The following is a 23,940-nucleotide window of genomic DNA, read 5'->3' as shown; positions in this document are numbered from 1 at the left end:
AAATAAATAATAGCTTTATAGTATTCATTGTAAACGACATTGATAATCATTATCAACGAGAAATTGAAAAACTTTGGAGGAATGATGAATGGTCCGCTTATACACAGACCAATTGAACGTGGGATACGGGGAAAAAACAATCGTGAATAACCTTACTTTAGAAATCCCCGATCAGCAAGTCACGATTATCATTGGCCCAAATGGTTGCGGCAAATCGACTTTGTTAAAATCGATGTCACGAATCATTCCCCACCAGTCTGGCTCGATTTACCTGGATGGTTCGAGTATCTCTAATGAAGATACGAAAAGCCTGGCACGAAAGATGGCCATTCTTCCACAAACACCTGAAAGTGCTGCCGGCCTGACGGTAGGGGAATTGGTGTCGTATGGACGCTTTCCTTATCAAAAGGGATTTGGGAGGCTGACAAAAAAGGATATGGAGGTCATAAATTGGGCTCTTGAAGTGACAGGAACGGCAAGTTATAAATACGAGGCCGTCGATTCCTTGTCCGGCGGGCAGAGGCAGCGTGTCTGGATCGCACTCGCTCTCGCGCAGGAAACGGAAATGATATTCCTTGATGAACCAACGACCTATCTGGACATGGCGCATCAGCTTGAAATTCTTGAACTGCTGCAAAAATTGAACAGGGAGCAGGACCGGACGATTGTCATGGTGCTCCATGATCTGAACCATGCAGCCAGGTTTGCCGATCATCTTATCGCTCTAAAGGCGGGGAGGATTGTCAAAACAGGAACAAGTGAAGAAGTCATCAACAAGCATGTTCTCAGGAAAGTTTTCCAAATTGACGCTGAAATCGGGAGAGATCCACGTACAAATAAACCGATTTGCATCACGTACAACTTACTAAAAGGAGAAGAAGAAAATGAAGAAAATACTTATGCCATTCCTGCTTATGCTGGTGCTCGTGCTTAGTGCATGCGGCAGTGGAGACACAACAGAAAAATCAAGCGACGAAAAGAAGGAAGAGACACCAAAAACGGTCACCTATCAATCTGAAAATGGTGCTGTAGAAGTACCTGCAAATCCAGAAAGAGTCATTGTCCTTTCCTCTTTTGCCGGAAATGTGATGGCTCTCGATGTGAACATGGTCGGTGTTGACGCATGGTCAAAAATGAATCCGCGTTTTGAGAAATTGCAAGATGTCGAAGAAGTGACAGATGAAAATCTGGAGAAAATTATTGAATTAAATCCAGACCTGATCATTGGTCTATCTAATATCAAAAATGTCGATAAGCTGAAGGAAATTGCGCCTACTGTAACATTTACTTACGGAAAGCTTGGATACCTTGAGCAGCACTTGGAAATCGGCAAGGTCTTGAATAAGGAAAAAGAAGCTCAAGAGTGGATCAATAATTTCAAGGCAGACTCCAAAGCGACTGGCGAAGAAATCAAGGAGAAAATTGGTGCAGACGCTACCGTTTCTGTTATTGAAAACTTCGACAAGGAACTGTATGTTTTTGGCGACAACTGGGCTAGAGGCACAGAAATCCTTTATCAGGAAATGGGCTTGAATATGCCTGAAAAAGTGAAAGAAGCAGCTTTAGAACCTGGGTATTATGCAATTTCACCTGAAGTACTGTCTGAATACGCTGGTGATTATGTGATCTTCAGCAAGAATGCAGAGGGAGATACATCGTTCCAGCAAACCGAGACTTATAAAAATATTCCTGCCGTAAAGAATAACCGTGTATTCGAAGTGAATGCGAAGGAATTCTATTTCAATGATCCTCTAACACTTGAATATCAGCTGGAATTCTTTAAAAAATCATTTTTGGAACAATAATAATTAGCAGGAGGAATTCTTAGGAATTCCTCTTCTTGCTGGATATGAGATGATAGATTAATTCAGAAGGGGATAACAATATGGGGTTGCTCAATCCAGCTCCAGCGCCTAGCCCCTCGAGCCGCTTCGGTCCGCCCAATGAAGTCAAAGAGCGACTTCACCGGTCAGCCCTCCAGCGCTTGTCGGGGCTGAACAAGGCGCTTACGCTTTTTATTACTATCAGAAAGATGAGATGCATATGTTGAACCAAAACAGCTCGCTCTCCATGCTTGCCAGATTTGTTGCCGCGATCCTCATTCTTGCCGCAAGCTTCATGACAGCAATGGTCTTTGGAGCAGCAGATACGACTGTCAAGGAGATTTGGCTTGCGATTACTTCAACCGTTAAAACAGATACAATAACCATGATCAGGGAAATCAGACTCCCAAGGGAGGTTGCAGCAATTTTCGTAGGTGCTGCCCTTTCTGTTGCTGGTGCGATTATGCAGGGCTTGACTAGAAACCCGCTCGCTGACCCGGGCTTGCTTGGTTTGACGGCTGGAGCAAATGCTGCATTGGCACTGATTATGGCGCTCAGTCCTTCGGCCGGTTACCTCGCCATTACATTTGCATGTTTTATCGGGGCAGCTGTCGGTGTCATCCTCGTCTTTGGGATTGGTGCCTTGAAGAAGGGCGGATTCTCCCCATTGCGAATTGTCCTGGCCGGAGCCGCGGTCTCCGCCTTTTTGTTCGCGGTGGCAGAGGGAATCGGTTTGTATTTTAAAATTTCTAAAGATGTCTCGATGTGGACAGCCGGGGGCCTGATGGGTACATCATGGACCCAGCTGAAAATCATCGTTCCGTTCATCCTGGTTGGAATGCTGATTGCTTTTTACCTAGCAAGGCAACTGACGATTTTGAGCTTGAGTGAAGAAGTAGCAGTAGGACTTGGCCAGAAGACAAGCCTGATTAAATTGGTATTATTTATCGTTATTGTTTTATTGGCAGGTTCTTCGGTAGCGCTAGTTGGCAACATGGCCTTTATCGGACTGATGGTCCCGCATATTGTCAGAATGATTGTTGGCACAGATTATCGATTCGTTTTGCCGATGTCAGCTATAATCGGAGCGTCGTTCATGCTGATCGCAGATACTCTTGGACGAACGATCAACGCTCCTTATGAAACACCGATTTATGCGATTATTTCCATTCTTGGACTGCCGTTCTTCCTGTTCATCGTCCGCAAAGGAGGGAAGAGCTTCACATGATTCATCCGTCCATAATCATGAAGCAAAGGTATATTGTGTTGACCTTGTCAGTTTTAATTATTTTAACCATCTTAGTCAGTTTGGGATTGGGCTATTCCTCCGTATCGTATAATCGGATCTTGCCGACGATATTTGGAAATGGTACGTTCAAAGAAGAGTTTGTTCTGTTTTCAATCAGAATGCCGCGAATTATCGTGACAGTTCTAGCTGGGATGGCGCTGGCACTATCCGGAGCGATTTTGCAGGGGTTAACGAGAAACGATTTGGCTGATCCGGGAATCATTGGAATAAATTCTGGAGCCGGATTAGGAATTGCCGTGTTCTTTCTCTTCTTCCCAATTGATGCCGCTTCATTTGCGTACATGCTTCCACTGGTCGCGTTCGGTGGTGCACTGGTAACCGCGATCCTGATTTATTTGTTTTCCTATAAAAAAGGAATCGGACTTCAGCCTGTGAGACTGATTCTTGTCGGTATCGGTTTTTCGATGGCACTGTCAGGTGCGATGATTGTCATTATTTCAGCAGCAGAAAGGCAAAAAGTCGATTTCATCGCCCGCTGGCTTGCCGGCAACATCTGGGGAACAGACTGGCCGTTTATACTGGCACTCCTGCCATGGCTTTTGATCCTGGTTCCGTTTACGCTTTATAAAGCCAATCGCTTAAACCTTCTGAGCTTAAGCGATCCAGTCGCGATAGGTGTTGGAGTATCGATTGAAAAAGAAAGGATCGTCCTGCTTTTAACAGCAGTTGCACTAGCTGCTTCGGCCGTGTCGGTAACAGGCGGGATTGCCTTCATCGGATTGATGGCTCCGCATCTTGCAAAAGCCCTGATTGGTCCAAGAAATCAATTATTCCTGCCAATCGCAGTGTTGGTCGGCGGCTGGCTGTTATTGTTCGCAGATACCATCGGCCGCAATCTCCTTGAACCAGAAGGTATCCCGGCAGGAATCATGACTGCATTAATTGGTGCTCCGTATTTTGTGTATTTACTTTTAAAAAAATAGATGGTTGAGACCTGTGCAAAACTCAGGAGTAGAATGGCGTGGAAACTAGACTTTCCACGCCATTTGCATATTTACGAGAGGTGTTAAAGGGTAGAATCCTTCAATAGGTACTGAAATTTGCTATACTGACCAATAAGTAACGTAAAATTTTTTTACATAGGTGTGTGGAATATGGAAAATAACGTATTCGAACAGATGGCCAAAAGATACGATACCGAAGACAGAATTGAATTAGCTAAAGTTATAGTGGAGGAAGTAAGACAAGAATTACAAAATTGCAAATCAAGTTCCTTAATGGACTATGGGAGCGGTACAGGTCTGGTTAGTTTAGAATTATCAGACCTAGTTGATTCCGTCTTGTTGGTTGATTCATCACAACAGATGTTGGAGGTGGCTAAGACAAAGATTTCTAACAAAGGGATGACCAACGCAAAAGTACTTTATTCAGATTTCACTCAAGAAACTCCTGAGCTTAAGGCAGACATCGTCTTAATGTCTCTGGTCCTTCTTCATATACCGGATACTCGAAAAATTTTACAAGAAATGTTCAGTATTTTAAACGACGGTGGCAAGCTGATTATTATTGATTTTGATAAAAACGATAAAATAAATCATCCGAAAGTTCATAACGGCTTTTCACATGAAGAGTTGAATAAAAGTTTGACACAAGCTGGATTTAAATCTACTAAAATGAAGACATTCTATCAAGGAACTTCTATTTTTATGAACCAGGATGCCTCCTTGTTTATTTCCAGCAGTGTAAAAGTAAGGTCTGTTCATAAGCAACAGGTGCTTTAATCCATGAAGGGTTAAGCACCTTTTTTATTGTAGTTAAGGGAGGTTGGCACAATTAGTATCAATGGTTATATTGTGATTTATAAAAGTGTTAAATTTTGTTAATATTTAAATAACAATTGGTTGGGAGGATCCATATTGGAGAGTAAAATTGAACTATATGAAAAAGAATCGCAGATTTTTAATCCCTTCTCCCATATTACTTCGCGAATTCAGGAGATGGAGAAAAAGTCGAGTTATGGGTCTGGGGTTGCCAAGAAATGGACTGTAATTTTGAATGGAACTCTTATCCGTGAAGCTTACCCGGTCATCCATCCAATCGGACAGGAGACATTCTCCTTATATTCAGAGTACCCATCAGGAATATTCGAATATGCGTTAGATATTGATGGTGCCACTGCTCTAATAAAAGATAGAGGCATTAAACCGGTAAAGTTTTCTCCATTGAAAATTATTGACTCAGTTGATCCTGGTAACATAAATAAAGATCCCAGCCGGATAAAGCCAAATCATAGAAATCCTGTCATGGTACTTCAAAGTCGATATCTAACTAATGATAAACCTTACTGTATTAATGGAAACCATCGGATATTCGAAGCATATCGAAATAATGATAAGCAGATAGAAGTTTTTGTTTTTAAGGAATTGGAGTTTGTTCCGTTCTTTTATGATGTTCTAAGTAAAGCGCTGTACTTTTTAGAAATAGATTACATTAATGTCATATCGGAACAAGGAAAAAATGGTGCGTTTGCATACGAGTTTTAACTGATTTCTTAACTATTGGACCAAAAATTCGAGAAAAAGGGTGGTCGGACTATGTCTTTTCCTACACATATTGTATCCGCAGGTGGAATTGTTGAAGATTCGGAAGGAAATATTCTTTTAGTGAAAACTCGTGACGGTGGTTGGGTTTACCCTGGAGGACAAGTGGAAGTTGGAGAAAACCTAATAGATGCTTTGGTTCGTGAAATCAAAGAAGAAAGCGGGATTACGACTACGGTTAGCTACTTAGTTGGTGTCTATTCCAATACGGGATCTTTTAAGTGGTATGATGGTGTAACTGATGTTCCTACCCAAGTTATTTTTGATTTCGTATGTAAACCTGTTGGTGGTCAGTTGGCTGTTTCTGAAGAAACGACCGAAAGCCGTTGGGTGGCGAAAGATCAAGCTCTTTCCTTTATTACACATCCAGCAATTCGAACTCGCTATCAAGCTTATTTGGAGTTTGATGGAATGGTAAATTACATGGAGTATGTTACACATCCCCAGTTTACCATCAAGCATCAGACAAGCATGTCTAAGTAAATCATTCTTCATCTTTTATCAGGACAGGCGCGTTGATTTAGGGGAGAAGGATTATAAATTTTAATAAATTCATATCAAAGGAACAAGTAGTTTGGTATAAAGAGCAGTCATAAAGATTGGAGAGCAGAAATGAATTATTTATTAATTTTAGTATTAATTATAGTTGGCGTATTTTCGTCAATAGGTTTAGGCTCATTCTTTGGCAACATTGAATTTGTGCTGCTAATTATGAGTGGTGCAATTTTCGGCTTATTGCTATATATTGCAATAAAGCAAAAGTGAAATTTTCGCTGCAGTTGAGTTGATCCAGGAAGGATTAGCGCTTTTTTTGTGAAATAACAATAGTTGATTAGTTTGAAAAAAGGGGTGATGTCTTGGGTTTCCTTGCTTATTACTTAATAACACTTGTTATTATCAGTGTGGGTTCGTATTTTTTATTGTTAGTTACTAAGAAACTTAGTTTTATAAAGTTACTGCCAGGTTTTTATATATACCTATTTGGAAGTTTTATTATATCGAGTATCTTTATTTATTCTTATTTCTTTTCAGATGGAGAATATATAAATAGAGGTCTTGCTGGCACATATATAACAGTAGTATTTGTATTAATTGCTAATGGAATAGCTTATGTATTAACTCATTACATCGTGGTTAAAAAATATGCTGCTTTTTCTGGAGTGTTTTATATTTCATTACTCTTTATAGGAGTGTTTTACATTACCGCTTTTATAATGATTGCAACTATCTTCAATTTATAATTTTTTGTTAATAGTTGTTTAGTTTGAATAAGGTATTTCAAGTGAATTTAGAAAAAATTGTAACTTTTTTGAATGAAAATCAAACGTTTTTATAATTAAAACGTAGTTAATTTATAAGGAAGGAGGGTGTTCATGAAAAGGGTATTATCTATGTTATTTTTATTAGTTCCCTTAATCATATTGGGATGCAGTCAAAATGAGGAAAGGTTTGACCATACGGCACTTAAAGAAGAATTGAAAGAAGAAGGAATTGCTCCAAAACTTCCGACGAAATTTCCAACTACTATAGTAGAGTACGAACGAGTTATCCCTCCTCACGAAACAAATATACACGAGGTGATATTCAATGGGGAAGAAGGAGGCATGGAGTTTTCATTGACTGTCCAACCACCCCCGGTTGAATACGTCAATATTGAGGAAGAGGATGTTACAGTTAACGGAAACACAGGTTTCTATATAGAGGGACCTGGATCCTCGATTCATTGGACGGAAGGCGATTATCATTACATCTTGACCTCCTATTCAGACGAAAATGGGACCAAGGAAAAAATGATTGAAACAGCCGAGTCCTTTCAGTAAGAAAAGAGTATTCTTCATTAACTTTTAGGTGCGTTAATTCCAATTTATTAACGGCCTTTTTTTATACAAACGGAGATTGGTAGAACAAGCAATTAATCTTCATCAAAAATGAGTTTATAAATTGTCTTTGAGTCTTTCTCGGAAAGAAATGTGTTTTTTTCGAGGTTATTGACCCGTACCCTTATATTATTGTCAGGAGATAGTCTCCATATCGAATACTTATTGTTTATCATAAAATCGGGATAACTACTTTTGCCGGTATCGTCTTCCCATTTTGCCTTACTTAAAACTTTATAGAAAATATCCACTTTTTCTTTATCAGTTATTTCTTTGATTTGCTGATATTCACCCTGATTTTGATTAATAAGTTCTTTGATAACAAGAATTTCTTCTGTATTAAACTTCAATCTTTCGCCTCCAAGCTTCGAACTAACTTCCTCCCTGCAACCGCTTATTAAAATAACTGTTAACAATAAAATGATTGTTATATGTCTTTTGCTCATTGATCTACCCTCCCTGAAAAAAATTTCCCTTTTCTAATTTGAAGATTATTCTGTTTTATTGTAACAGATTCCAGTAAATTCCTTAAGCAAACAAAATAATCTCGTATAGGAGGGATTTATTGCCATTTTGTTGAATTCCTTATCTTTAAACTTACTATGCAGGATTGGGGAAGGGCTAGTCTTATCAATTTGGATGGGTATCTTGAACTCGAAGGTGAACTTGATAAAAAAGGCAGAGTTTCGTGGAAAGTAGAACCTTGCTATCCATCAGGGATTGGGGCCGTGTTAAAATTCGATTTCTGTTCAGACCAATCCTATTTAAAAGCATTAATTAAAGAAATAGAATCAATTCTATCTGTCTTTCCAGTGCTAGAAAAACCATAATTCACACTGTTGGGCTATATAACAATACAGTTTTAACCCTTCGCCTAAACCAGCACAAAAGAAGATAATAAATAGCCATTCACTTTGTGTTACCATGAAAAAAAGGTGATTGTTTCCTAAAAAAAATCCTATTATTCGTTCTTCCTCAGGTGAATGGGATTCCCTTCATATTGTTCATTCCGTGCTGGGAGAATACCAAAAGATATCCTACTAATATCTGTAAACACATTCAGAAATATATCCTATAAATCAAATATAATTCACTCAGAAGCTATAATGGTTGGAAATAAAGACAATCTCAGCATCTTTACATTGGGAGAGGTAATTAATTTGACGATAATTATTGGAATAGCTGTAGTTATAACAATTTTTTCAATAGAAGTACAGTTGAGGAAACTAAATAAAACAAACCAAAAGATAGTTGAATTATTAAACGAAATTAAGAAGAAGGAATGAATAAGTTAATTAACTGGTGCTTTGATTGAGAGGGAGTTACGGACTTCTCCTTATTAAAAAAACAGGCAGGATAGTTCAAGAAGGAAAGAACAAAAACAGGGAGAATTAAATACTTAGGCTGACTAAAAAGTTAAAAAAGCTAAAGAAAAAAATTGAAATTAAACACTTGATTGATAAAATAAAGAAATTGCCAAACTGTTTTGTTCATCCTCCAACAGGTATTCCAGATGTAGAAAAAGGACACACCTTACCAAGCGATTTAAAAGAATTTTATAAAATTTGTGGGGGAATTGATTTATTTGTTGGCTGTGATTATGCAATAAAAATTGTTTCTCCTCAAGGATTTGTATTAGCAAACCCAGTAATTATCGAAGAAAGAGCTGAATATGATATATCTTCAAATTGGTATATTATTGGCGATAATATGAATGGTGATTACATAACGATTGACCTTGATAAATTACGTTTAGGACGACGTTTTGACAGCTCTTGGGATGTTCACGGTGTTGCTGGAAGTTGTCCTATTGTCGAAACTTCTTTTACGAATTTATAAGAAGGGTTAATGATGAATAAAGGTCAACAATGGTATTGGCTTCAAGATGATTTTAGATATTTAGGAGATGCTTATGATGAATAAATATAAGTGCTTGTTGGACTAACGATGCAGTAATGTTAATAAGTGGTGGTTGAAATAATACACTTATAAAGTGATCTCGTCATATATTTATAAGGGGGTATATAATGAATTTTGCAAAAAGCATACTGCCACTTAGTATCTTGATTATACTTTTAATTAGTTGTAATAATAATTATTCGAGTAGTCCTTTAATCAGTAATCCAACCCCAAAAGATTATTTAAAAAACGATGATGCTGATATATTTCTACTTGATGGTTATGTGTTTTCAAATGCAGAAGATGTAGAATGGGTAACAGAATTGGAATATGAATTAGGTAGGCAGTAGGTGAAATAACAAAACAAGCAGATAAGGCATCAAAGTTTAAAAATGGTACAGCGAATAAATTGCCAATAGGAACAAAGATATTCGAAACAGATACACCTGCATACATAGCAATTATTGATGGAAAAGAGATACCATATTTGAAAATGGTTGAAGGATAAGTTGTTATTCAACTATAGGGAGCGTTGACCCAGGTAGGATTAACGCTTTTTTTTGTGGAACTTACTTATTGAACGAACGATGCAGTTTAGTGGAAGAAGGAGTTTGGAGTATTTAGGAAGAATATCAGCATTAAAACTTGGTTTAAAGGGTGATATTGTTGGTTGAAAAGTACATTAAAGTGGAAAATGGCAATCTATGGACAGAAAAAATAGGGCAGGGAGTTCCAGTTATATTAATCAGTGGTGGACCTGGCTCTTGTAATTATTTGGAACCTTTATCAAATCTTATTGAAGATATTTGTGAAGTTATTATGTTTGATCCTAAAGGTTGTGGCCGCTCAAATTATGACGGGAATGGATACAATTTTGAAGCTTGTCTTCAAGACATTGAAAACATTCGGGAAGAGTACGGCCTAAAAAACTGGGTAGTAATTGGACACTCCTGGGGAGCTGATTTAGGGTTGGCTTATTCGCTTTTATATCCGAAATCCGTAATAGGATATGTTTCAATTTCAGGTACTGGAATCCAAAATGATAGAGATTGGAAGGAAACTTATAATCGAAACATAGTAGAAATTGATGAATTGAAACCGAATTTTGAGTATGAGGCTAATAAGATTGTTCATCGTTCTCTTATTAATTCTTGGAGAGAATTTATAAAGAAACCATTATTGCTAAGAGAAATCTCCCAGATTGACTTACCTTCACTGTTTATTTATGCCGAGAATGATATTCGCCCTTCTTGGTCAATTAAACAAGTCTCAAACCTTATTCCTAATTCTAGATATATCGAAATTGAAGGAGCAGAACATTATATTTGGTTAAACAAAAAGAAAGAATTAGGTGAAGCCTTAAAACCTTTTATTAAGCTAACGATGCATTATGTTGAACAAGCGAAGATTGAAGGGGAAACAGATAATGGATTACGCTATAAGATTGGCGAGTGATGCAGACATAACTGGTTTATGCAAGATTAGAAATAATAAAGAATTATTCACAAATATTTATTACAATTCGCGAAAAAGGATGCATACCTAGTAATCGCTGAACAAAATTCAAATATATTTGGATTTGGAGTTCTTAAATTACATGGTACTACTCTTCCTAAATTAAGTGACCTTTATGTAAAAGAGGATTATCGGGGGAACGGCATAGGCTCAAGAATAATAAGGTATAGAGAAAAACTTGCAAAGGACTTAGGTTTTTCTGAGATATTTGTTAGTGTTGACACAATAGAAAATCCTAAAATGATAAAATTAATTAATCAGCATGGTTACAAGGCTGTTTCAGAACCATATTTAAAAAATGCCATTTTTTATAATGAAGATGGTACTACCTATAATAAAACCTACACAAGAGTTGATTTAAGGAAGATGTTAAACTGAAAAATGTGTGAATTCATGAGGGATTGAATTCCTTATTTAGCTAAAGGTGCAGCATTTCTTTAATAAAAAGTTATATCATGAAGAACGCTTGTGATAAGCGTTCTTTTTGATACTGCTGGAAGGACATTAAGCATAATCTATCGAATAGTTTATAACCAAATAATGTCTTTTTAAGGTGGATGTTATATGAGCATAAGTAAAGCAAGAGATCAAAACAAAAAGGCCTGGGAGCATAGAGTGTATGAATTTTGGAATAAGAGCTATGGAACCCCAAAGGATTTTGCCAAGCGAATCATTGGAAATCCAGAAGCACAGCTAAAGAAACATCAACCCTACTTTATAAACATTACAGAAAAAAAGATTGCAAACCTTTGTGGATCAAATGGCAGAAAAGCTGTGCCTCTTGCTTTATTAGGTGCAGAAGTTACCGTATTTGACATATCAGAGGAAAATAAACAATATGCTCTGGAACTGGCAGAGCACGCAAATACTTCTATCGAGTATATTGTCACAGACATATATGATATCGACCAAGTTAAATATGGCGGTCACTTCGATATACTTTATCTGGAAGGAGGAATCTTACACTACTTCCATGATCCCGACCGCTTCATGTCCGTACTTTCTTCTTTGCTAAAAGCTGGAGGTCTGTTGCTTCTAAGCGATTTCCATCCCTTAAGAAGATGTATTATGAAGGCAACAGATGGTCAGTATCAGGTTCAGGCTGCTTATTTTGATGAAGAAATACATAATGGAGATGTAGCCTTTAAATATTTCTTTGAACAGCAAGAGCAAGAAACATTCCCAGATGTTTGTGTCAGGTACTATACAATCGGTGAAATCATTAATTCTTTTATTGCAGCTGGCTTTCATCTGCATAAATTCGAAGAACATCGTGGGTGGAATGGAGAAAATATCCCCTGGGAATTTACTATTGCCGCGAGTAAATAATCTAGCATTCTACCGTCGTTTAAGGAAGAATGTGTGCGCTATTTTGTTGGAGTTCTTATTTAACTATAGGAGTTTAGTTGAAGAACGGATCTATAAAATAACTTGATTTGAACCCAATAAGGGGGTAATTAGATGAAAAAGGTTGGATTTATACTAGGTATAGCAATAGTTATTATAGCTGTGTTCATATTTGTAAATAAATTATACTATCCCTCTCTTCCAATAGAGAAATTATCTGCAAAAGAAGCAATTGATAAACTAAAAGAATCGGAAAGTGAAATAGCAGAAATTGCAGTAGAAGGCGATTCTATTTGGTATATCACAAGAAGCGAGAACAAAGGTATATCGATTGCTGATGAAAATATAAAACAAATGATTGGTTCAAATGGATGGGAATTTAAAGAAAAAGATGGTGCTGGTCTGTTCTTTGAAAAAGACGGAAGGAGATTAATTGCCACCACTCAAATGTGGACTGGAAATTATGTTCTCGTTAAAATCCCAAGTAATTTTAAATAATCTTGAGAGGTTTTTTAATAATCTATCGGGTGGGTTGATCCAGGGGAGGATTACCCGCTTTTTTGTTGCATTCCTTATTGAACAAACGAAGCAGTAATGTGCAATAAAGGCATGATAAAATATAGAGAAAAAATGTAGTTGGTGGAAACATGAAATATTATAAATTGCTTCTTGATGATAGTAACCAGAACGATATAGTATGCTTCTGTAAAGACAGTAAGGGATTTGAGTCACACCATCTTCAAGAAGGTAAGTCCATTAAAAATTGGAATGAGGGTTTAACTTTTTACTATAACCCAGAAGAAGGTAGCGAGGAGACCGATTATTTGGCAAACAGTTTAGGTTGGTTCCTTATTTCAAATAAATTAAAAACCTTGTTAAAAGGAATTGATAAAAGTGAAATTCAGTATCTCCCAGTAAGAGTTGTTAACTCAAAAGACAATTCTATAATAAAAGGTTATTCTGTGGCGAATATCCTTAACATATTGGATGTATTAAACCTTGAACATTCCGACTATAGCGTTATTGGACTTTATGAAGAAAAGGTTTATTCGATAAGGAAATACGCAATAAACAAAAATGCAGTAAGTGATTATCATATATTCAAAATTAAAGGTTACGAAATACCATTGTTTGTTTCAGAAATATATAAAGATACTGTATTAAAACAAGGGATTACTGGATTCGATTTTTTAGAAGTAAAAACACTTTAATCTTCAACGGGTGTGAATATATAAGAGGAGCAGCTACTGTTCCAAGCAGGATAGTAGATTTTTTTGTTGAAGTAAAGAAGCAGGAATGCTTAACAAGCAAACCGGACCTAACTTATAGTATTAGAAGGGTTAATTGATTGAATGAGTTTTCAATTGTTAAAGAGGTAATAGATGCATGGGACCCTTTTAACTTACTTGCAATTCATTGTCCTGATGATGAATATGATGAGGAAATAAAAGACATAGTTGAAATTCTTCCAAAAGTGAATAGTGCTGGAGAATTGGCTATTGAGATAAATAAGATTATGTATAAAGCTTTTGAAGAGGATTTTAAAAAGTCGATGGATTGTTTAAAAATAGGCGAAAGAATGTTGATATTGTTTAATTAACGGGTGCGTTGATCCAGGAAGGATTAGCCACCTTTTTTGTAGAATTCCTTATTAAACAAACGAAGCAGTAGAGTTGAAGAAGGAATTTATACATTCTAGTCTAATTATTTTCTACAGACGTATTAAAGGGAGAGCTTTATATGCATATTACTATTCGTAAGATTCACTACGAAGATACAAAACAAGTTCAAAACATAGCGAAAACAACTTGGAATGCAACATATGAGGGCATAATTCCCTTAGAAGTACAAAGTAACTTCTTAAAATCAAATTACAGTGATGAAAGTATGATACAACGTATAGAACGTTCTATTGTTTATGTTGCAGAATTTGAGGGGGAAGTTGTCGGTTTTGCAAACTATTCCACAGTAAGGGATGGTGGAAAAGTTGAATTGGCGGCTATTTATCTTTATCCAGAATTCCAAGGTAAAGGGATAGGTACTGCTTTGATACAACAAGCGGTTAAAGAATTAAAAGGTATAAAAGAAATTTATATAAACGTTGAAAAAGATAATAAGATTGGCTTGAACTTTTATGAAGCTAAAGGGTTCGAATTAGTTAAAGAGTCTGATTTAGAGTTCGATGGACATATCTTAAAACAAGTCCGAATGGTAAAAAGAGTTTAATTATTCAGCAAACGGGTGCGTTATTCCAGGCAGGATTAACCGCCTTTTTTGTTGAAATCCTTATTGAGCTAACGAGGCAGTTTAGTGCAACAAGAACTATTGTATTTTTATGGTGAACTTTAAATAAGAGGAGGTACTGATGAAAAGAACTTTATTGTTTTTTATATTATTTATTCTTACTATTACATCCTCCGTTCAAGCATTAAGTTGGGCATATCCTTTTGTCGTTTGGAATGGGAACGTTTATGAAGTAAAAGAAGAAAAGGTTTTAGCTAATGAAATTGGAGAGAAGATTGGAGAAGTAAAAACAAAACCTAATGATATGACTGGAGATTACTACGGAAATGCTTCAAATGCTTATCCTAAAGGTACGAAGTATTTTGAAATAAATAATATATCAACTAAGAATGCAATAGCTGTTGAAGTAGGAGACAACAAGTGGCAAAAAGCTGTTTATGTCCAGCAGGCACCTTTTCATTGGATGGATATACTCACAAAAATCCTACCTACCCTTCTTTTAATAGCAATCGTCATTATCATTTTAATACGCGTTAAAAAACGAAAAAAGTAAATAAATAATTAGAGTTTTTTCATTAACGGATAGCTCTAATTCAAGATGGATTAGAGTTTCTTTTATTGAACTATAGGAGCAGAATACTTTAACAAGAGATATGGGTTTTTATGGTGAAATCATCTTGGGTAAAGGGGGAATAAAATTGAGTAAAAAAAAGAAGCTACTATTCAGATTTTCAATAGGTTTGAATATACTACTCGTCGCAATTGTAGCTTGGGGAATTATAAAGATTAACTTCGTAAAGGAGCAAGTTCTTGTTACAGAAGTCCAAAATAATTTAGTAGAATTGGAAGGCTTGATTGCTAACCAGATGGATAATAATTGGTCTGAACCTAACCTGGTTACAACTGAATTAGGGGATGTAACAAACGGAATTTGGCTTGGAATGACTACTGGAAAGCAGTTAGGAACGCTTTCTAAAAGTGACAAGGAAATCCTTGAAAACTTGTATTCCAAATTAAATCAATATCCTAATGATAAATTATATAGTTTTGTTGATTTAACTGAAGAGGATAAACAGAACTTTGAAGACTTACGGAAAACACTTCGTGAAGTTGGATTAGGATTAAATATTACTATAAGTGCCAATATGGATTCTTTTATGAGCCAAGCAGAGGCATTAAATGAAAAGATTGAATCCCCGTTAAATTAATATATATTTGATATTGTGCTAACGGGTGCAAGAGTTCAAGACGGGATGGAGACGGCGATCCCACTTCTTTGGGCAGTAACGAAGCAGTTTTGCACAATAATAATACAGAGACTTTATAGGGGTTTTTTTGAGGTGATTTAAAAATGCGACCCTTTTTAAAGAAGTTAGTAGTTCTACCATTGATGTTTTTTATTTCGTGCATTTTTGTTTATTCTACCGTTTTTTTTGACGGAAAAATGATTAAAACATATGATGAGTTAAAAGAGAGTTTCCCTATGGTAATAGGTTTCCCAATAGGATTTGTGGAGCTGACAGTAGTTAACATTGATCCGCCTTTACCTTATTTTTATGGAATAAATGTTGTGGAACAGTATGGCATCAAGATAAGTTCTTACTTTCAGTTTTAATAGTATTCATCTTTTTATATCTATTATATCTGGTTGCTTATTTTGTAATTTCAAGAGTAAAAAAGAATAGTTCTACTTCCAACTAAAAGGGCAGCATTCCTGTAATGACGCTCCTATGTGAAGAACTGCATTTAAACTAAAGGGTGCGGTTGATCTAGGAAGGAATGAGGCACCTTTTTGCTGAATTCCTTATTCAACATACGGTGCAGGTTAGTTGAACAAGCAATTGGCAATTTATTTGTGGTCTAATTTGGCAATGCATCGATTGCCCCTCAAATCTTTTTCTTCCCTCAATCCTTCAATAAAAAACCTAGTTACTTATTCTACACGCGAAAAGCCCATAAGAAAACTTAAACAACCGAGTACGTTGATCCAGGAAGGATTAACCGCATTTTTGTTGAATTCCTTATTGAATCAAACGAAGTAGTTATATTGAGTAAGTAAAAAGTTAATTCGCTTCAAATATTGGGGGTGGATTTGTGAGAAAACTCTATATTTTTATACCTATAATGGTAGTTGCTTTTTTAACATCTTGTTCTATAAGCAGTCCAAAATTAACTGAAATGCAAGGGCAAAATGAAGAGAACAACATATCTTTTAAAGCAAACGCAAAATGGAACTCAGATAAGAATTTATACGAAGTAGAAGTTAAAATTCACAATAAAACTAAGAAAATGATACAGCTGTTATATGATTGCAATGATTTAATAAGCTATTCAGGAAAATCTTATGAAACAGGTTGCAATGATGTCTATTCAATGGGACTAGAAGAGGGAAAAACTTATTTTGATAATACTGAAATTCCAAAAAAGCGGTTTGAAATTGATAATGGTAAATTCAACATAACTATTCGATATCAACTTGATGTTGCCAGTGAAAAAATAAATGATATTTTGATACCATTAAAAGCAAAAAATAAATAGGGCCTTCGTGAATGATTAGCATGTTGCCTATTAAACAAACGGGTACAATCCCTGAATATGCAGGGATTGATTGCTATTTTGCTATTGGAGTAAAGGAGCAGGTTAGCTTAATAATGAGTTATAAAGTTACGGTGGAAAAAGTGTGAGGTGAAAACAATGGTAATTGAACAACTTTTAAACAAATGTATTCAATCCGCAATTGACTATGGCATTGCTGCCTACGAGGTTGTTGAGAATTATAAAAAAACCAATAAGTTATATGATATCCATTATAAAAATTTTAGACTGTTAAAGGAACAATTAAATGGAGTAGATGCTTTATATCAACTATTGGAGCATTCAAATATGTATGTAAGATACATTGCTGCAATTCATCTACTTTCAGTAAATGAAAAAACAGCGAAGGAGGTAATATTATCTGTTGGAACATTATCTGAATCCTTAAAGTTTGATTCAAAGTATCTTTTACAAGAATGGGATAACGGTAATATAAAGGATTATTATAGTTAATTTTTCTTCTTCCACTAAAGATGCAGTTTAGTTGAAGAAGAATTGTGAAAATGTATGGTTTTTTCCGATATTAGATTAGTTAACATTCTTAACTTTAATTGATAAAAGGTTTGATATAGTCTTAATTTAGAGGAGTTATTTGGAAGGGTATATTTTTATAAACCTTGGATTTGTGAATTGTACTCAATTATATTATCTGAGGGAATTTAAATTATTTTTCACTGTATTCTATGTTTGATTAATTCAACCTGTCGCTTAAGGCAGTTTTTTTTTGTTTATTGGTTGGGAAGAAGTCGTTTCTAAGAGACACTTCCAAATGAACTTGAATAATATTTGGCCTTTTTTGTGTAAAAGAACTAATTAAAAATTAAAAATAGAGATAACAATGAAACAAACTGCATCGTCAAACGACTTGTTATTAGAGACAGGGGGAGAGAACAATGGGAGGTAGATTTGACTTCGGTGATATATATGAACAGTATCATCGTGATGTATATCATTTCGCACTTTATTTTACGAACAACCGCCAGGAAGCGGAGGACATAACCCAAGAAACCTTTATTAAAGCAATGCACAAGTATGACTCGCTTAAAGAGCCGGAAAAGTTAAAACCATGGATTTTGTCGATTGCCAAGTTCACTGCAATTGACCTGAAGCGTAGACAGAAGTTTATCACTCTTTTTCCTGACTGGCTGTCTGACAAAGCGGACGAAGATGGAAAGACAGTTGAGGAACAAGTGATGGATAAAGGGAACTGGCAGGAACTCCAGGCAGCCCTGCTAAAGCTGAAACCACATTACCGATCAGTTATCATCCTTCGGGGGCTTAAGGAACTAACTGTTCAGGAAACAGCCTTCGCATTGGGATGCGGGGAGCGGAAAGTGAGAGTGGACTATCACAGGGCACTAAACCAGTTAAAGAAACATGTAAAGTCTGTTAATGAAGGGTGGGATTTGACCGATGGCCAATTATAGAAAGGAACCGCTTGACCATAGAATGTTGGAACCATTGAAAAACCGTCCAGACCTGGAACCAGATGCACAATTCGTCATCAGAATGCGAGCAAAACTCGCTTCAGATAAGAAGCAGCCTTCACGGTATACAAAAAAAAATCCAGTATTCGGATATGTGCTTGCATCTACATTTGCAATAGCACTGTTTTCACTGATTGCTGCTCCATATCTACTGCCATCTGTTAGTGTTCCAGAGCATGTAGAAAACGTTCCTGGCATGGATTTTGAAGAGACTATCGCAGGAAATGATGCTTACAGGGAATTCTATGAAAATATCAGTAAGACGCTCGGTACACCGGAACCTGCTAAGATTGTGATTTATTATTTTGAATTTTTAAGACAGAAAGATGCCGATAGCCTAAAAAAATATTTATTAGAGGGTGACTTACAGACAGCACAGGAATTGATCCTTCGCTATGAAGGAATGGACCATTCATCTATAGCATTTGAAAATATGGTGCCAAGCAAGGCTAAGCACAGTTATGAAATTTACTTCTCTTATATGGACTTGGCAGTAGAAGAGAGGAAAAGCGGTAGCTTCCTACTCGAAACAATGGATGAGAAAATTGTCTATGTATCTGACCCCCCTGAGGAAGAAAAACGAGCAAAGGCAACCAATTTTGAGCTGACCAAGGAAGAAAGTGATGCTTATGGATGGTTCACTCTTGACCATAACCGTCAATATCTGAAAGAACTTTCACCAATCAGTATCGCAAAGCTTTATGTCCAAGCTCAATTAGATAAGGATTATAGCACACAATATGCCCTCTATACTTCCAGAGAAGACCGTCGTTTGTGGACATTGGAGGAGGGGCTTGATCAGTCGGAAAAGGAAGACCTTTCAAGGGAAGAGATTCTTGATTCTTTGGGCTGGATCACAAGTGGTAAGTTCATCAAAGAGGATGAAATATCCGGCCATATAGAATACACGGATGAGAATGGAAACTTGAAAGGGTTCAGAATGATTATGGATGAAGATGGAATTTGGAAGGTTGCTTTCCTTCCTGTTCAGTAGTCATTCAGTCTCTGAGAATATGTATGAGCCATTGGTGAAGAAACCAAGCGAGTAATTATATATTCAGCTAACAATAAAGGATAGTTATAGATAAAGAAATTTATCAAAATTCAAGAAGGGAGTCTTTCGCGTGAAGCAGTGTTTTTGTCTTTTCTTATTTGTGTTTTTAATAACAGGGTGCTCACAAGAAACAACAACTAATGAGAAAGGCATCACGAAAATTCAAAACGGAAATGTAAAAGTTTATGAAGATGTTTTAACACTAGAGGATGTTGAAGAAGATGTCGATGGCGATGGTCAGAAAGAACGCATCATTTTAAATGTTTCTCCAGCTCCCCAAACTCACCCAGAGAATGAAGGTCAATATCTTTGGGATGATAGCCAGGTTTGGCAGTTAGTTGTTAAAGATGGTAATAAACAATACACCTTATACGATGACCATGTACAAGGATTAGCTGAGTTATATATAGTAAATGAAAAGGAAAACCAGAATGCTGTTGTGTTTCAGCAAAAAGGTACCAATTTGAAGTTGTCTGTATTCAGAGGTAAAGACGGTTACTTTGAAAAGGAAGTAGTATATAATTCAGAAATGATGCTTCACCGTTCAACCATTAAGTAAAAGTTGTTATTACATTAACGGGTGCGTTGATCCAGGAAGGATAAGCACCTTTTTTCATTGAATTTTTTTATTGAACAAACGTGGTAGCTTAGGTTAATAATAAAGCTAAATTAAGGCCCCCTTTTCATTAGAAAAGGGGGCCTGTTTTTTATCCGTACTGCCTAACAATTAGATCAGAAGAAATCGGTTTAAGTTCCATTTCCCGTGACCAAATTGATAATTGTCCAATGTGATGAACTTCATGAGTGATGAGGTGACGTATTATCTTACCATAAGTAAATGAATAAGATATTCCTCCCTTACCATTTATATGTATTTTTTTGTTTTCATAGTCATTAGGCAAATTACGAAGGAATGTTTCTGTTATTGTTTTTGTGAATATAGAGTACCTTATAACCTCGTCCAAGTTAGAAATTGAGTTCTTTTCAGGATAGTCATGAGGTTCTTCAAGCATGTAATTAATCCATAAAAGTTCACAGTCAATAACATGGATTAGGTTTTTTAAGATACTTCCCATACCGCCAATTCTTTCAGCCTGTAACTCTCCTAAGGATAAAGACTTACACCAATTAAACCAGTCCTCTCTTACCTGCCAATTATATAAAAACATATCTAACAAAATTATCCCCTCCTAAAAGATATATTAATTATTTTAACAATAAACTTTATTCATTTGGTACAATTTGTTAAAAGGTGCTATATTTCTTGGAAGAAAAAAGGGGTTTCTATAATGAGTTATAAAATCGCATTTTTTGATGTTGATGGAACTATAACAAACCATGAAGATGGCAGCATACCATACTCGACTATTGAAGCTATAAAAGCCTTGAAAAACAAAGGAATCAAGGTTGTTGCTGCAACAGGAAGACCATTATCAATGTGTAAGGACTTACAGGAATTAGGCATTGAAACCTTCATAACAGCAAATGGAGGATACGTTAAACACAGCCAATCAGTAATTTATAAAGTACCAATGAATAAAACGGTCATTCAAGAAGTCATGGAATTCGCTCTGTTAGAGAATAACGGTCTATCTTTTTATACTGAAGAATTTAGTATGAATGGTGTCACACAAAAGGAAATTTTAACAGCCTTAAAGGAAACTTTGTCTCTCGATAATTATCCTGTTACTAATGGTTCAATCCATGAACAAGAGGTATTTTTAATGTGTCTTTTTGCAAATAACGAAACAGTTGAGAAGTACATACAAAAGTTTCCTCATCTAACATTTAAAAGATGGCATCCATATGTGTTGAATGTTTTACAGGAGGATGTATCAAAGTCTCTGGCTATACTGAAAACTCTAGAATTCTTTGGAATTGATAAGTCGGAGGCAATTGCTTTCGGTGATGGGGAAAATGATATTGATATGGTGGAACTAGTTGGGCTTGGTATAGCAATGGGTAATGGAAATGAAAAGTTGAAAAACGTAGCAGATTTTATTACGAAAAAGTCTAATGAAGATGGTATTCATTATGCTTTAAAAAAGTACGGAATAATTTGAGATGACTAGTTGGTTTAGTGAGTGGTTATAAAAATAAGTTAGTTGTCTTGTTGAACAAACGGACCAGCATTCCTGTAATAACAGTACAACTTTGTGAAGAAATGCACTTAAACTATAGGGTGCTAATCTTTAATACAGTCAGATAATAAATGCTTGGAGCCAAATATTGGTCTCCAGGTATTTTTGTGCTAATTTACTTTCAAATTCTGAAGAGACGGCAAGATTCGAATGTAATAATTAAAGTCTACAGTGTGTAGTTCCTCGGGGTCGTTGGTACTTGGGAGAAAATAAAATGTGTAACCGTTTGGGCATAAGGATTAACTTCTTCAATGAATTTCTCTGCATGTGAAAAAGTTTCGAAATGAAGCTTAAGCATAAAACATGCGTTTCCTGCTATCCGATAACAAAACTCTACATTAGGAAGGTTTTGAATATAGTTCTTGAATGATTTGTAATCTCCGTTTTTAACGGTAGCTTCAACAATACATTGGATGGGCAGTCCTAATTTCTCATAGTCGATTTCTAATGTATAGTTTTTAATAATTCCAAAAGACTCCATTTGCCTGACCCGTTCTGTTACGGATGGTGAAGATAAATTCACTCTTCTGCCGAGTTCACTCATGGAAAGTCGGCTGTTTCTGCTCAATTCATCTAAAATTTTCCGGTCAGTATCATCAATTTTCATATTTAATGAATTTCCCCTTTAATTCCTTAAATTAGTTAAAAATATCTTTATTTTTAATTCTTGGTTTAATGTGAAATCAGCATTTAATTTTCTATAATTAAATATAGCAAAGGGGGAATTTTAATGGCAAGAATAAATGAATCAAATATTGGAGATACACCATTTCAACGTCTATTAGGTCATAACGCAGAGGTAATGCAAGGCTGGATTCAGCTAGGGAATGTATTAGAAAAAGATGGACTCCTTACTTACGAATTAAAAGAACAGGTGAGACGAACACTGGCTCAACGCAATGGATGTGAGTATTGTAAAGCAAAAGGCAGACCGGATCCAGAAAAATTCGATGAAAAAACGTCGATCGCGGTTGGATTTGCGGAAGTATTTTTAATGCAGAGGGGTGATATAGCTGATTCAATCTTTCATGTATTACAGGACAGCTTGACTGAAGAAGAAATTAGCGAGCTCATTGCCTTTATTTCCTTTACCACCGCTTCACAATATTTTGGAGCGATTATGAAACTGCAATCCGAAGGCGAATTGAGCACCTCTATATAAGTTTTTTGATTGCCATGCAGTACTGATCCTGGAAGGAACGACAGTTAGAGGCAGAACTTTAACTAGTTAACCTGGCATTTATTAATAATATACTTCCTAAAAGCGGTCATCCTTTAGGGTAACCGCTTTTTTTCAGCTCGTATGGCCTGAAAAAAAGATATCGAATGGGGTAGACAAGCACATTATTAAATCTACTTGTAATGTTGATTCATCAGCGATATTTCCCCTTGTTCGCTGAAAAATAATTGGGAACTTTTTGCAGATGAGTTTCGTATGTAAAAAGAGGTGAATTCAGATGAAGAGAAGTTTAAAGCTAAGCTTCTATATAGTGATCGGCAGTTATGCAGCTCTTTTCCTAATTTTATTTCTTATGATTGGGAAATTCGATGGTAATATGGTTGGGATATGGGGATTGATATTAGGTTTTATACTCTTATTTGCTGCTTTGCCTTTTCACAAGCTCGTTTACTTTGGAGGAAGAGGGCTAATGGGTGTGCAAGCACCCGAGATACCGGGCGATGAACATCTGCACCATAAGATTCACAAACAATACGAGAAAGAACAAATCGTTAAAAACCAAGGCAGCAGTCAGCGACAGGATATCCTTACAATCGCAGGGATATCCATCATTTTAATTGCCGTTTTCTTAATATAAATTGAAGGCTTGATTTTTTCATTTATGTCCCAACGGAACTTTTAACAGTGTGTCCTAAATTTGATAGTAAATGTGGAATAATAAGGAGTGTTATCATGTCGGATAAAAAGCCTATTAATGATGCAATGGAACATATGAGCAAAATCGAAGGAATCCCAACTGATGTAAATCTGAAAAAGTTACCTAAACCGCTAAGGTATTTTGGCTATTTCATGATTGGTTTCTTTACCCTATCGATACTCTTTATCATGATCGCTAATTTGTTGAAATAAAAATAAAGGTAATCTATTAA

Annotated in this window: 33 protein-coding genes and 1 pseudogene; 31 read left to right on the top strand and 3 right to left on the bottom strand. The window is 36.0% G+C overall.

Annotated features, from left to right (window positions below; all coding sequences use genetic code 11):
* Nucleotides 1–88: 88 nt before the first annotated feature.
* The 9 genes from TY49_RS02600 to TY49_RS02560 all read left to right on the top strand — a co-directional run bounded on the left by TY49_RS02600 (nt 89) and on the right by TY49_RS02560 (nt 7,492).
* The gene (locus TY49_RS02600; protein ID WP_041964340.1) at nt 89–934 is read left to right on the top strand and encodes an ABC transporter ATP-binding protein; all 846 of its coding nucleotides are present in this window, start codon (nt 89–91) and stop codon (nt 932–934) included.
* Nucleotides 885–1,805 carry an iron-hydroxamate ABC transporter substrate-binding protein gene (locus tag TY49_RS02595; RefSeq protein ID WP_041964339.1) on the top strand — a complete coding sequence of 307 codons (921 nt, stop codon included), beginning with the start codon at nt 885–887 and terminating at the stop codon, nt 1,803–1,805. Before TY49_RS02600 ends, TY49_RS02595 begins: the two co-directional genes overlap by 50 nt.
* A 265-nt stretch (nt 1,806–2,070) precedes the next feature.
* Nucleotides 2,071–3,051 carry a FecCD family ABC transporter permease gene (locus TY49_RS02590; RefSeq protein ID WP_232310365.1) on the top strand — a complete coding sequence of 327 codons (981 nt, stop codon included), beginning with the start codon at nt 2,071–2,073 and terminating at the stop codon, nt 3,049–3,051.
* Nucleotides 3,048–4,055, top strand: coding sequence for a FecCD family ABC transporter permease (locus TY49_RS02585; protein WP_041964338.1), 1,008 nt, complete (start codon nt 3,048–3,050; stop codon nt 4,053–4,055). Before TY49_RS02590 ends, TY49_RS02585 begins: the two co-directional genes overlap by 4 nt.
* Before the next feature lie 171 nt (nt 4,056–4,226).
* On the top strand, nt 4,227–4,853 hold the full coding sequence (locus TY49_RS02580; protein ID WP_041964337.1) for a class I SAM-dependent methyltransferase: 627 nt from the start codon (nt 4,227–4,229) through the stop codon (nt 4,851–4,853).
* Between the two features lie 135 nt (nt 4,854–4,988).
* Nucleotides 4,989–5,615: a hypothetical protein gene (locus TY49_RS02575; protein ID WP_041964336.1), complete on the top strand. Its 627-nt coding sequence runs from the start codon at nt 4,989–4,991 to the stop codon at nt 5,613–5,615.
* Nucleotides 5,616–5,666: 51 nt separating this feature from the next.
* Nucleotides 5,667–6,155 carry an NUDIX hydrolase gene (locus tag TY49_RS02570; RefSeq protein WP_041964335.1) on the top strand — a complete coding sequence of 163 codons (489 nt, stop codon included), beginning with the start codon at nt 5,667–5,669 and terminating at the stop codon, nt 6,153–6,155.
* A gap of 374 nt (nt 6,156–6,529) precedes the next feature.
* On the top strand, nt 6,530–6,913 hold the full coding sequence (locus TY49_RS02565) for a hypothetical protein (RefSeq protein ID WP_041964334.1): 384 nt from the start codon (nt 6,530–6,532) through the stop codon (nt 6,911–6,913).
* Nucleotides 6,914–7,045: 132 nt separating this feature from the next.
* On the top strand, nt 7,046–7,492 hold the full coding sequence (locus TY49_RS02560; protein WP_041964333.1) for a hypothetical protein: 447 nt from the start codon (nt 7,046–7,048) through the stop codon (nt 7,490–7,492).
* A gap of 92 nt (nt 7,493–7,584) precedes the next feature.
* Here the strand turns inward: TY49_RS02560 and TY49_RS02555 are convergent, their stop codons facing one another.
* On the bottom strand, nt 7,585–7,995 hold the full coding sequence (locus TY49_RS02555; RefSeq protein WP_041964332.1) for a hypothetical protein: 411 nt from the start codon (nt 7,993–7,995) through the stop codon (nt 7,585–7,587).
* Between the two features lie 156 nt (nt 7,996–8,151).
* Here TY49_RS02555 and TY49_RS25590 point away from each other — a divergent pair, with 156 nt between their 5' ends.
* The 18 genes and pseudogenes from TY49_RS25590 (at nt 8,152) to TY49_RS02465 (ending at nt 20,249) form a co-directional block, all read left to right on the top strand.
* A complete protein-coding gene (locus tag TY49_RS25590; protein WP_439646148.1) occupies nt 8,152–8,379 on the top strand; it encodes a WapI family immunity protein in 228 nt (75 codons plus the stop codon).
* A 153-nt stretch (nt 8,380–8,532) separates the two neighbouring features.
* On the top strand, nt 8,533–8,835 hold the full coding sequence (locus TY49_RS02545; RefSeq protein ID WP_041964330.1) for a hypothetical protein: 303 nt from the start codon (nt 8,533–8,535) through the stop codon (nt 8,833–8,835).
* A gap of 151 nt (nt 8,836–8,986) precedes the next feature.
* A pseudogene (locus tag TY49_RS02540) lies at nt 8,987–9,472 on the top strand (SMI1/KNR4 family protein).
* Nucleotides 9,473–9,576: 104 nt separating this feature from the next.
* Nucleotides 9,577–9,798, top strand: coding sequence for a hypothetical protein (locus TY49_RS25130; RefSeq protein ID WP_232310358.1), 222 nt, complete (start codon nt 9,577–9,579; stop codon nt 9,796–9,798).
* A gap of 316 nt (nt 9,799–10,114) precedes the next feature.
* Nucleotides 10,115–10,903 carry an alpha/beta fold hydrolase gene (locus TY49_RS02530; RefSeq protein WP_084135353.1) on the top strand — a complete coding sequence of 263 codons (789 nt, stop codon included), beginning with the start codon at nt 10,115–10,117 and terminating at the stop codon, nt 10,901–10,903.
* Nucleotides 10,904–10,945: 42 nt separating this feature from the next.
* Nucleotides 10,946–11,341 carry a GNAT family N-acetyltransferase gene (locus TY49_RS24070; protein WP_369389167.1) on the top strand — a complete coding sequence of 132 codons (396 nt, stop codon included), beginning with the start codon at nt 10,946–10,948 and terminating at the stop codon, nt 11,339–11,341.
* A 186-nt stretch (nt 11,342–11,527) separates the two neighbouring features.
* Nucleotides 11,528–12,292, top strand: a complete 765-nt coding sequence (locus tag TY49_RS02525) for a class I SAM-dependent methyltransferase (RefSeq protein WP_041964329.1) — start codon at nt 11,528–11,530, stop codon at nt 12,290–12,292.
* 132 nt (nt 12,293–12,424) lie between these two features.
* Entirely contained in the window at nt 12,425–12,808 is a 384-nt protein-coding gene (locus TY49_RS02520) for a hypothetical protein (protein ID WP_041964328.1), read from the top strand.
* A 149-nt stretch (nt 12,809–12,957) separates the two neighbouring features.
* Nucleotides 12,958–13,521, top strand: a complete 564-nt coding sequence (locus tag TY49_RS02515; RefSeq protein ID WP_041964327.1) for an imm11 family protein — start codon at nt 12,958–12,960, stop codon at nt 13,519–13,521.
* Between the two features lie 137 nt (nt 13,522–13,658).
* Entirely contained in the window at nt 13,659–13,910 is a 252-nt protein-coding gene (locus TY49_RS02510; RefSeq protein ID WP_041964326.1) for a DUF1871 family protein, read from the top strand.
* A 140-nt stretch (nt 13,911–14,050) separates the two neighbouring features.
* Nucleotides 14,051–14,536: a GNAT family N-acetyltransferase gene (locus tag TY49_RS02505; protein WP_041964325.1), complete on the top strand. Its 486-nt coding sequence runs from the start codon at nt 14,051–14,053 to the stop codon at nt 14,534–14,536.
* A gap of 139 nt (nt 14,537–14,675) precedes the next feature.
* Nucleotides 14,676–15,107, top strand: coding sequence for a hypothetical protein (locus TY49_RS02500; RefSeq protein ID WP_041964324.1), 432 nt, complete (start codon nt 14,676–14,678; stop codon nt 15,105–15,107).
* Between the two features lie 145 nt (nt 15,108–15,252).
* Complete coding sequence (locus TY49_RS02495; protein ID WP_041964323.1) at nt 15,253–15,762, top strand: hypothetical protein; 510 nt, start codon at nt 15,253–15,255, stop codon at nt 15,760–15,762.
* Nucleotides 15,763–16,648: 886 nt separating this feature from the next.
* The gene (locus tag TY49_RS02485; RefSeq protein ID WP_041964321.1) at nt 16,649–17,092 is read left to right on the top strand and encodes a hypothetical protein; all 444 of its coding nucleotides are present in this window, start codon (nt 16,649–16,651) and stop codon (nt 17,090–17,092) included.
* 156 nt (nt 17,093–17,248) lie between these two features.
* Complete coding sequence (locus TY49_RS02480; RefSeq protein ID WP_041964320.1) at nt 17,249–17,602, top strand: DUF2019 domain-containing protein; 354 nt, start codon at nt 17,249–17,251, stop codon at nt 17,600–17,602.
* A 440-nt stretch (nt 17,603–18,042) separates the two neighbouring features.
* Nucleotides 18,043–18,576, top strand: coding sequence for an RNA polymerase sigma factor (locus TY49_RS02475; RefSeq protein ID WP_041964319.1), 534 nt, complete (start codon nt 18,043–18,045; stop codon nt 18,574–18,576).
* Nucleotides 18,563–19,630 carry a hypothetical protein gene (locus TY49_RS23765; protein ID WP_052442060.1) on the top strand — a complete coding sequence of 356 codons (1,068 nt, stop codon included), beginning with the start codon at nt 18,563–18,565 and terminating at the stop codon, nt 19,628–19,630. Before TY49_RS02475 ends, TY49_RS23765 begins: the two co-directional genes overlap by 14 nt.
* 130 nt (nt 19,631–19,760) lie before the next feature.
* Nucleotides 19,761–20,249: a putative periplasmic lipoprotein gene (locus tag TY49_RS02465; protein WP_041964318.1), complete on the top strand. Its 489-nt coding sequence runs from the start codon at nt 19,761–19,763 to the stop codon at nt 20,247–20,249.
* A 148-nt stretch (nt 20,250–20,397) separates the two neighbouring features.
* Here the strand turns inward: TY49_RS02465 and TY49_RS02460 are convergent, their stop codons facing one another.
* Nucleotides 20,398–20,859: a DinB family protein gene (locus tag TY49_RS02460; RefSeq protein WP_232310363.1), complete on the bottom strand. Its 462-nt coding sequence runs from the start codon at nt 20,857–20,859 to the stop codon at nt 20,398–20,400.
* Nucleotides 20,860–20,979: 120 nt separating this feature from the next.
* Between TY49_RS02460 and TY49_RS02455 the strand changes: the two genes are divergently transcribed.
* On the top strand, nt 20,980–21,753 hold the full coding sequence (locus TY49_RS02455) for a Cof-type HAD-IIB family hydrolase (protein ID WP_041964316.1): 774 nt from the start codon (nt 20,980–20,982) through the stop codon (nt 21,751–21,753).
* 244 nt (nt 21,754–21,997) lie between these two features.
* On the opposite strand, the gene TY49_RS02450 is transcribed toward TY49_RS02455, so the two are convergent.
* Nucleotides 21,998–22,438, bottom strand: coding sequence for an Lrp/AsnC family transcriptional regulator (locus tag TY49_RS02450; RefSeq protein ID WP_041964315.1), 441 nt, complete (start codon nt 22,436–22,438; stop codon nt 21,998–22,000).
* Between the two features lie 123 nt (nt 22,439–22,561).
* On the opposite strand from TY49_RS02450, the gene TY49_RS02445 reads away from it, so the two are divergent.
* The 3 genes from TY49_RS02445 (at nt 22,562) to TY49_RS24490 (ending at nt 23,920) form a co-directional block, all read left to right on the top strand.
* Nucleotides 22,562–22,993 (top strand): carboxymuconolactone decarboxylase family protein, encoded by a 432-nt coding sequence (locus TY49_RS02445; protein WP_041964314.1) that lies wholly within the window; start codon nt 22,562–22,564, stop codon nt 22,991–22,993.
* Nucleotides 22,994–23,288: 295 nt separating this feature from the next.
* Nucleotides 23,289–23,648 carry a hypothetical protein gene (locus TY49_RS02440; protein WP_041964313.1) on the top strand — a complete coding sequence of 120 codons (360 nt, stop codon included), beginning with the start codon at nt 23,289–23,291 and terminating at the stop codon, nt 23,646–23,648.
* A gap of 95 nt (nt 23,649–23,743) precedes the next feature.
* Nucleotides 23,744–23,920, top strand: a complete 177-nt coding sequence (locus TY49_RS24490; protein ID WP_156972586.1) for an amino acid transporter — start codon at nt 23,744–23,746, stop codon at nt 23,918–23,920.
* Nucleotides 23,921–23,940: the final 20 nt, after the last annotated feature.

This window comes from Mesobacillus selenatarsenatis SF-1, from assembly GCF_000813125.1.
Classification (GTDB): Bacteria; Bacillota; Bacilli; order Bacillales; family Cytobacillaceae; genus Mesobacillus; species Mesobacillus selenatarsenatis.
Note: the sequence above shows the minus strand (reverse complement) of the source record. Positions and strands in the feature narration are given on the sequence as shown.

Bases quoted from the DNA above. Each gene is read 5' to 3' on its own strand.
- TY49_RS02600 (WP_041964340.1), top strand. From the start codon at position 89: ATGGTCCGCTTATACACAGACCAATTGAACGTGGGATACGGGGAAAAA.
- TY49_RS02595 (WP_041964339.1), top strand. From the start codon at position 885: ATGAAGAAAATACTTATGCCATTCCTGCTTATGCTGGTGCTCGTGCTT.
- TY49_RS02590 (WP_232310365.1), top strand. From the start codon at position 2,071: ATGCTTGCCAGATTTGTTGCCGCGATCCTCATTCTTGCCGCAAGCTTC.
- TY49_RS02585 (WP_041964338.1), top strand. From the start codon at position 3,048: ATGATTCATCCGTCCATAATCATGAAGCAAAGGTATATTGTGTTGACC.
- TY49_RS02580 (WP_041964337.1), top strand. From the start codon at position 4,227: ATGGAAAATAACGTATTCGAACAGATGGCCAAAAGATACGATACCGAA.
- TY49_RS02570 (WP_041964335.1), top strand. From the start codon at position 5,667: ATGTCTTTTCCTACACATATTGTATCCGCAGGTGGAATTGTTGAAGAT.
- TY49_RS02560 (WP_041964333.1), top strand. From the start codon at position 7,046: ATGAAAAGGGTATTATCTATGTTATTTTTATTAGTTCCCTTAATCATA.
- TY49_RS02555 (WP_041964332.1), bottom strand. From the start codon at position 7,995: ATGAGCAAAAGACATATAACAATCATTTTATTGTTAACAGTTATTTTA.
- TY49_RS25590 (WP_439646148.1), top strand. From the start codon at position 8,152: ATGCAGGATTGGGGAAGGGCTAGTCTTATCAATTTGGATGGGTATCTT.
- TY49_RS02545 (WP_041964330.1), top strand. From the start codon at position 8,533: ATGGGATTCCCTTCATATTGTTCATTCCGTGCTGGGAGAATACCAAAA.
- TY49_RS25130 (WP_232310358.1), top strand. From the start codon at position 9,577: ATGAATTTTGCAAAAAGCATACTGCCACTTAGTATCTTGATTATACTT.
- TY49_RS02525 (WP_041964329.1), top strand. From the start codon at position 11,528: ATGAGCATAAGTAAAGCAAGAGATCAAAACAAAAAGGCCTGGGAGCAT.
- TY49_RS02520 (WP_041964328.1), top strand. From the start codon at position 12,425: ATGAAAAAGGTTGGATTTATACTAGGTATAGCAATAGTTATTATAGCT.
- TY49_RS02515 (WP_041964327.1), top strand. From the start codon at position 12,958: ATGAAATATTATAAATTGCTTCTTGATGATAGTAACCAGAACGATATA.
- TY49_RS02505 (WP_041964325.1), top strand. From the start codon at position 14,051: ATGCATATTACTATTCGTAAGATTCACTACGAAGATACAAAACAAGTT.
- TY49_RS02500 (WP_041964324.1), top strand. From the start codon at position 14,676: ATGAAAAGAACTTTATTGTTTTTTATATTATTTATTCTTACTATTACA.
- TY49_RS02480 (WP_041964320.1), top strand. From the start codon at position 17,249: ATGGTAATTGAACAACTTTTAAACAAATGTATTCAATCCGCAATTGAC.
- TY49_RS02475 (WP_041964319.1), top strand. From the start codon at position 18,043: ATGGGAGGTAGATTTGACTTCGGTGATATATATGAACAGTATCATCGT.
- TY49_RS23765 (WP_052442060.1), top strand. From the start codon at position 18,563: ATGGCCAATTATAGAAAGGAACCGCTTGACCATAGAATGTTGGAACCA.
- TY49_RS02460 (WP_232310363.1), bottom strand. From the start codon at position 20,859: ATGTTTTTATATAATTGGCAGGTAAGAGAGGACTGGTTTAATTGGTGT.
- TY49_RS02455 (WP_041964316.1), top strand. From the start codon at position 20,980: ATGAGTTATAAAATCGCATTTTTTGATGTTGATGGAACTATAACAAAC.
- TY49_RS02450 (WP_041964315.1), bottom strand. From the start codon at position 22,438: ATGAAAATTGATGATACTGACCGGAAAATTTTAGATGAATTGAGCAGA.
- TY49_RS02445 (WP_041964314.1), top strand. From the start codon at position 22,562: ATGGCAAGAATAAATGAATCAAATATTGGAGATACACCATTTCAACGT.
- TY49_RS02440 (WP_041964313.1), top strand. From the start codon at position 23,289: ATGAAGAGAAGTTTAAAGCTAAGCTTCTATATAGTGATCGGCAGTTAT.
- TY49_RS24490 (WP_156972586.1), top strand. From the start codon at position 23,744: ATGTCGGATAAAAAGCCTATTAATGATGCAATGGAACATATGAGCAAA.